8 protein-coding genes are annotated in these 6830 nt (G+C 30.3%); 7 read left to right on the forward strand and 1 reads right to left on the reverse strand.

The genetic code is table 11. From position 1 onward, the window contains the following. Window positions 1–323: 323 nt before the first annotated feature. The 5 genes from Q4Q35_RS15815 to Q4Q35_RS15835 all read left to right on the forward strand — a co-directional run bounded on the left by Q4Q35_RS15815 (window position 324) and on the right by Q4Q35_RS15835 (window position 4470). Entirely contained in the window at window positions 324–1265 is a 942-nt protein-coding gene (locus Q4Q35_RS15815) for an alpha/beta hydrolase (protein ID WP_303278974.1), read from the forward strand. 146 nt (window positions 1266–1411) lie between these two features. Next, complete coding sequence (locus Q4Q35_RS15820; protein ID WP_303278975.1) at window positions 1412–2221, forward strand: hypothetical protein; 810 nt, start codon at window positions 1412–1414, stop codon at window positions 2219–2221. A gap of 152 nt (window positions 2222–2373) precedes the next feature. Next, on the forward strand, window positions 2374–3057 hold the full coding sequence (locus Q4Q35_RS15825; RefSeq protein ID WP_303278976.1) for a hypothetical protein: 684 nt from the start codon (window positions 2374–2376) through the stop codon (window positions 3055–3057). 134 nt (window positions 3058–3191) lie between these two features. Next, entirely contained in the window at window positions 3192–3701 is a 510-nt protein-coding gene (locus Q4Q35_RS15830; RefSeq protein WP_303278977.1) for a hypothetical protein, read from the forward strand. 226 nt (window positions 3702–3927) lie between these two features. Further along, complete coding sequence (locus Q4Q35_RS15835) at window positions 3928–4470, forward strand: hypothetical protein (RefSeq protein ID WP_303278978.1); 543 nt, start codon at window positions 3928–3930, stop codon at window positions 4468–4470. A gap of 75 nt (window positions 4471–4545) precedes the next feature. Here Q4Q35_RS15835 and Q4Q35_RS15840 read toward each other — a convergent pair whose 3' ends face one another. Beyond that, the gene (locus Q4Q35_RS15840; protein ID WP_303278979.1) at window positions 4546–4827 is read right to left on the reverse strand and encodes a hypothetical protein; all 282 of its coding nucleotides are present in this window, start codon (window positions 4825–4827) and stop codon (window positions 4546–4548) included. A gap of 501 nt (window positions 4828–5328) precedes the next feature. Between Q4Q35_RS15840 and Q4Q35_RS15845 the strand changes: the two genes are divergently transcribed. Beyond that, on the forward strand, window positions 5329–5856 hold the full coding sequence (locus Q4Q35_RS15845; RefSeq protein WP_303278980.1) for a hypothetical protein: 528 nt from the start codon (window positions 5329–5331) through the stop codon (window positions 5854–5856). 226 nt (window positions 5857–6082) lie between these two features. Continuing rightward, entirely contained in the window at window positions 6083–6568 is a 486-nt protein-coding gene (locus tag Q4Q35_RS15850; protein ID WP_303278981.1) for a hypothetical protein, read from the forward strand. Window positions 6569–6830 lie beyond the last annotated feature (262 nt).

Genomic DNA, 6830 nt, shown 5'->3' on the forward strand with positions numbered 1-6830 from the left:
TAGTAACACTTGGTCAAGGGGTACAAAAAATCTAGATCCAGAACCTCTTTTAATCGCCGATAAAAGTTGTGCTCGGGGACACGTTCACTAAGTTGGAATTGTGAGAATAATTTCTCTTGATATTCTTTTTTACCTTGCATATAACAAGATACGAATTTTCTGTATATTTAACCTGTGTTTGTGCAACAGGCACAATGTATAAAAATAATGCTAAATTTAATACTTAATCAAAGGTTAGTGCCTATTTGGTCACTCTGATTTTCCTGCGGAAAATCCTCGGACACAAAACCGCACTATTCTTATACGAGACCGTTGCCAACAATATGAAGAAAACTCAAAAAAGGAGGATATTTAAACGAATATTTTTAGTTCTGACAATTTCAGGACTTCTTTTTTTGCATTTCTATGTACCTAGATTTATAACTGAAATTAAGAATCCTCTCATACAATTAATTAAAGGTAATTATTTAATTACAGAAGTTCCAATTTTCGAGAATAATGAACTAAATGGAAAATACATCAACTTTAATTCTTTTGATGATACAAAATTATCAAGTTATTTAACTTACTCAAGTTTAGATACAGTAAAAGGAACAATCATTTTATTACACGGAATTAGGTCTAAAAAAGAAAGCTTTATTGAATTGAGTACTAAACTATCAAAACATGGTTTCAATACGGTAGCCTTGGATTCAAGAGCTCACGGACAAAGTAATGGAACATATTGTACTTTCGGAGTAAAAGAAAAAAAAGATGTTTCTGAATTAATTAGTGTTTTATCAGAAAAAGAAGGAATAACTGAAAACATAGGAGTTTGGGGGCAATCTTTAGGAGGAGCAATTGGTTTACAAGCTCTTGGAAATGATAAACGAATTAAGTTTGGAATAATAGAAAGTACGTTTTCCGATTTTAAAACAATAACAAATGATTACTTTAACTATCACGCTGGATTTAATATTAGACCACTAACGAATTATTTAGTTTACAGGGCTGGAAAAATAGCTGACTTTGACCCAAAAGAAGCAAAACCAATTAAATATTGTGAAAACATTGAACAGCCTATTTTAATTATTCACGGAAATAAAGACGAAAGAATTAATATTCAATATGGTAAAGATAATTTTTCAAAAATCCCAAGTACAAAAAAAGAATTTATAGAAATAGAAAATGCTAATCACTTGAATGTATGGAAAACTGGAGGAGATGAATATTTTGAAAGAATAATAAAATTTATAAATAAAAATACTGTTGGCAGCCGTGTATAATTAATGGCTTGTTATCGCCTACTTACGAAAATCCTCGCGGATTTTCTATTCGATTTTTATTTACTAAATTAGGTGCTTAAACACGCCACTAATCATACACAAAACCGTTGTGTTTAATTTAAGCAACACACTCGAAAAAAAAGAAAATGAGTCGAAAAAAATGGACATCTGAAAAAATATTCACTCGACTGCTGAATAATAAAACGCAAAAGACTTTTTGGGAAAATATTCGAGAATTAAGAAAGCGACCAAATAAAGATGTTTATAATAAAGCTTTCAAACTTGCTAAATCTAAAATTGAAAAAGAGAAAATTATTGGAATTTATGTTTTAGCTCAATTAGGTTTTGACCCAAGATTTCAACAAGACAAAACAGTAGATTTATATTTTGAATTATTAGAAAATGAGACGTCACCAAAAGTCATATCAGCAATTTTATCCTCTATAAGTCATAATAATGAGAATTTAAATGAGCAACAGGTTTTAAAATTAATAGAATTCAAAACTCACAAGTTTGTTAATGTTAGGTTTGAATTGGCACTTGCACTTTCTTGTTTGGAAAATGATAACGCAATAAAAACTTTAATTGAATTATCTAACGACAAAGACTCTGACACCAAAAATTGGGCAACTTTCGGAATAGCAACGCAAATTGAAAACGATACTAAAGAAATCAGAAATGCATTGTGGAATAGAATTACAGACAAAGACGAAATTACAAGATTAGAAGCGATTTCAGGATTAGCAAAAAGGAAAGACAGAAAAATAAAGGAAGTTTTAAAAACTGAACTTGAAAGCATAGATGAAAATGGTTCACTGATTTTGGAATCTATTGAATTATTTAATGATAAAGATTTCATCCCATTGTTGGAAAAGAAAATCATAGAGAATAAAAAATCAAAAAAAGTTAATGAAGATTGGATTTTGGAAACAATAAGTAAACTGAAAGTCAAATAAAAAACGAACGCACAACAAGGGTATAAGTAATTGCTTGTTATCGCCTACTTGGAAATTCCTTCGGAATTTCCTCTGGTTCGTTTTAGTTTACTAATTTAGTTGCTGAAACACGCAACGAAATCATACACGTTATGGTTAATTTACCTAAACCAATGAACAGAAAACTGATTTTAATATTTCTACTTACAATTTCCCAAACTTCTTGGTCTCAAGATTGTGATTTTGAAATACGAAATTTATCGAATAATCTAAACGGGAAATCGGAACTTCTTGAAAAATTGGAATACGAAAAAGTTGTCGAAATTTCAGAAAAACTCATTGACTATCAACCAAAATCTGAACTTGAACTGACTAAAACATATCCTGAAATTTTTAAACTTAAAGATTCTTGCTACACTTTTCGAGCAAATGCAGATGATGGAATTGGAATTAACAAAGGACTCTTAAAAGCTTGTAAAAATAAAGTTAAATCAAAAGAATATTCAGATTTTAAATTCAAAGGAGTTTATTGTGGAAATGCTTTAATAGAAATCACAGGATATGAAAGTTGGGGATTTTTATCCGTTGACTTAAAAAATGGACTCACTTGCTTTACTATGGGAAAACCTATCACATCTGACGGGCAAATTGCTATTTCATACTCAAACTATTATGGAGAAGAAGAAATTGCGTTAACGGATTTAAAAACTAAAGAACAGTACGTTATCGGAATTGAAGGTTGGAGAACCGTAGATGTAAAAATAAATGAGAATATTTATTATTTAAAACTTGAATCTGATTTTCAAACTAACTGTAAAAAAGAAATAAAATATTTAAAACTGAAAATAAAAAACTAACCACAATGTATAACCGCAATTACGGCGGATTCGACTACGTCCGAATCCACTCGGAATTGCTAGGGCTAGTGCTTAAACCGAAAATTAACGCATATTAACCCGTAACTGACGGTTAATACGCGACCGTTGTACATATGAGAAAAACGCTTTTCACATTAATCCTACTGATTTTATCACTCGCAACTAAAGCGCAGGAGAACAAACTCATTTCGGAACTGAATAAACAAAAAGGTGCGGATAATCAAGTTTCATTCATTATGAAACTTCCGATTCTAAGTTTAGAAGATAACAGTACAATAATTAGCCTTAAAAAGAAACTCAAATCCGACTTAAATGACATATATTCTTGTGTGAATTCTTTTGTGAATAGTAAGGAGTTGAAATTGAATGAGAAGGAAATAAGGGAACTAAAAAAACGGACAAAAAATATCGCTTCTGAATTTTATAAATCAAATAATTACACTCTATTAAAAACCTCTGGTGGAATTGCTCCTGTTTATGGAGTCGGAATTGATACTATTGCAAATAAAAAAGTCGCTGTCGTCCATTTAGGAGGTGATTGTAGTATTGATGAAATTGATTTAAAATGGGATGAAATAACTTCCGTTTTTAATTCAAAAATGGAAGCGCTTTTGAATGAATAAATACGTTCAACAAAATGTAAAAATAATTGCTTGGTTCTCGCCTACTCGGAAAATCCTACGGATTTTCCTCTGGTTCGTTCCAGTTTTGGTAAGTTAGTTACTTAATCACGCAACTATCCTTACACAAACAGTTAGTAACAAGGAATATTCTGAAATCCCATAAAAACTTGTAACAAAATCTTATGACTTTCGTCTCGTTTATACAACACAATTTAGTCATATAGAAATGGAATCAATACTAAACAAAAAAATTTCAATTATCCTAGTAGTTTTTATTTTAGCTTCAGTTTTTATTCTTTGGGAGCATTTTAATGGTGGAGTGATAACTCATCATCTATTAGCAAGAGAAGATTTGCCCGGTATTTCCAATTTTTGGGGATTATTGAGTATTCCATTGTTAACTTGGTTAATAATGTCTTTAATAAATAAACGACGAGATAAAATAATAAAGTCTGAACCAACGAACCTTGAAAATTATGATAGCAAAATTTTGAAAGGTTTTCTAGTTGCATTGTTATTTGGAATCATAGCATCATTACTATGGGAATTTAATTTTTCGAGTTCTCTACAATACTTTATTCTTGCCCCTATTATTATTGCTTTTTTTAAACCTGTTCATTTGCCAGAATATCTATTAGGATTTGTAATTGGAATGTTATTTACATTTGGAGGAATACTGCCAATTATAATCGGAATAGTATTATTAGTATTATGCTTTTTAATAAATAAATTAACACGAATCTTGAAAAATATTTTTATCAAAAGTTAATTGAATAAAAATGAATAATTGAACTAAGTAAAAGTTTAAAAACCCTGTAGTTAATAACGTGTCCTATGAAAAACACTAGCCAATCCCGATAGCTATCGGTACTTCAAAGTTACTATTTTCTTTTTGACTTAAACCACTTTTTTCTTTTTGATATAACTTGCTCAGCATCTTATTTGTGATCGATTCCTGACTAACGTCTTTAAGCTCTCTACTAATGAGCTGTGCATCTATGCGGTCGGTCTTGGTATGTTTCTCTTTTGCCCTTGCGATGAATATCCGCAGGGTTAACCACCAAGGACTTCCAACCATAACCCTGAAAACAACGATGTGCGTAATAGCCACAACAGCCTGCCTCATAGGCAACACTCACCTGATATTCCGGATAATGTCTCAATACATATTTATGCAAAACTTCTGGTTTTGGCTCCATACTTACGGATTTACCACTAAACAGGTCTGTGGAACAATGGATTTTCCAGCTGCGTTTGTGTATGTCTATTCCAATGTATAACTTTGATGGGGCAGTAATTTGAGTGTTCATATCTTACATTGTTTTGATGATCTTTAAAGATACTCGACTTACTGCTTTTTCATGGATGCTATAAAACATAGCTTATGTTTAAATAAACTATTTTTTTTGTTTCTTTATAAAACAAAAACACCCTCGAAAGGGGGGCGTTTATTTAAACGCTACATTTTATATATGTAACCGTTGTAGGTAATCCCTCATAGACTCCAAAAGAGTCTTTAATACTATGGCTAACGAAGATGAGAAAAATGAGATAAAAAACAACTAATTTTAAATTGTTGATTTTGAACACAATAATTTTACGTTAGTCAGAATTAAAAACCAATATAATGAACAAACTTTTCATTTTGATATTTGTCATTTTCGGACTACAAACCGACTGGCTCAATGAAACCAAAAAGACAATAGCTGAAACTGATAAAAATGCTGTTTTGATTGCTACTAAAGTTATTGATGAAAAAGATGGGAAATCTACAACAACAGAATATAAAGCAGGAGAAAAAAAGAAAATAAAAGTAGAATTCGTTCATACCAAATTAATGGATATTGAAATGTATTTTTACGAAAAAAACGGATTTGTGTTTGGAGAAATAATAAACGGAAAAGATATTTTGCTATACAAAAGAAAACGTTTAGAAAGTGAACCTTATGCTACTCTAATTGACTCAAGAACTTACTTCAAAAATGAAACCGAAGGAATCAATTTAATCCGTAAAGTGAATATTTATGAAACTGACAAGATTGAAGATGTTAGAAAGAAGTTGAATAAATTGAAATTTGAAACCAAGAATTTAAACGGAGATGATTACATTCGAATGAAAGAAAAATTTTATAGAATAACAAAAATTGAAAAATAAAAAACTACCTACAGTGTATATAAAAAATAGCGCAAGTCATTGCTAGCACAAAGGTTTGGGTATTTTTGGAAAGTCACCAAATTTTTAAATTTGACAAATTCCCAAAAACAAAATAATTAGTAAAATTTAAAAATTCGGCTTGTGTATAATTCGAAATTTATCGCTTATTTTCAGCGCTACATTTCATATACGAGACGTTGTGCCTCATTTAAAAAAACCGAACTAATTGAAAATATTTCCAGAAACAAAGTATTTAATTGGCTTAAAGAATGAGTGTTCGAAAACTCTTTCCGACTTACAAAAGGAAACTTTGTCTGACGAACAATTTATTGTGGAATGGAATAAAATATTTATCGGAAAGGTTGACCAAAATGGCTTTGAAATAAAATTAGCAAAAAAAAGATTTGGGTCATTTTGTATCCTGAAAGGAAAATTAGAAAACAAAAATGGAATATTGAAAATTCAAATCAGTAAAATATATAAACTGCTTTCAGGGATTTTGGTTTTATTTGTTATTTCGGGATTTGTTATTTCATTAATTCGGAGCGAATTCGAAACTTCATTAAAAATCATTCTATTCATTTTGGCTTTTAGGTTTGTATTTATTGAGGTATGGTTTAGAGTGAATTCAAAAAACAGTATGAATGAATTAACAAAGGTCATCGGAATAATTAAACAAGAAAAAAACAAGGCACAACATAGTATCCTATAAAAAATTGCTATTTTGTGCTTAACCAATGTGAGTTGCTCTTTTGCTAGCTGCTGATTTTCCTTCGAAAAATCCTCGCACACAAACACGCAACTTCTAATACACATCAACGTTAGCAATAAGCATGACTCGTCCTGAATAAAGGCTACATAATTTAACACAATTATGTACAAAAATGACAAAGTAATTAGACGTTACAGCGAACCTTTCAAATTAAAAATTTTAGACGAACTTAGCATTGGAAAACATACAAAGAGTGAACTTT

Origin of the sequence: Flavivirga aquimarina, assembly GCF_030540835.1 — a bacterium.
GTDB classification, from domain to species: Bacteria; Bacteroidota; Bacteroidia; order Flavobacteriales; family Flavobacteriaceae; genus Flavivirga; species Flavivirga aquimarina.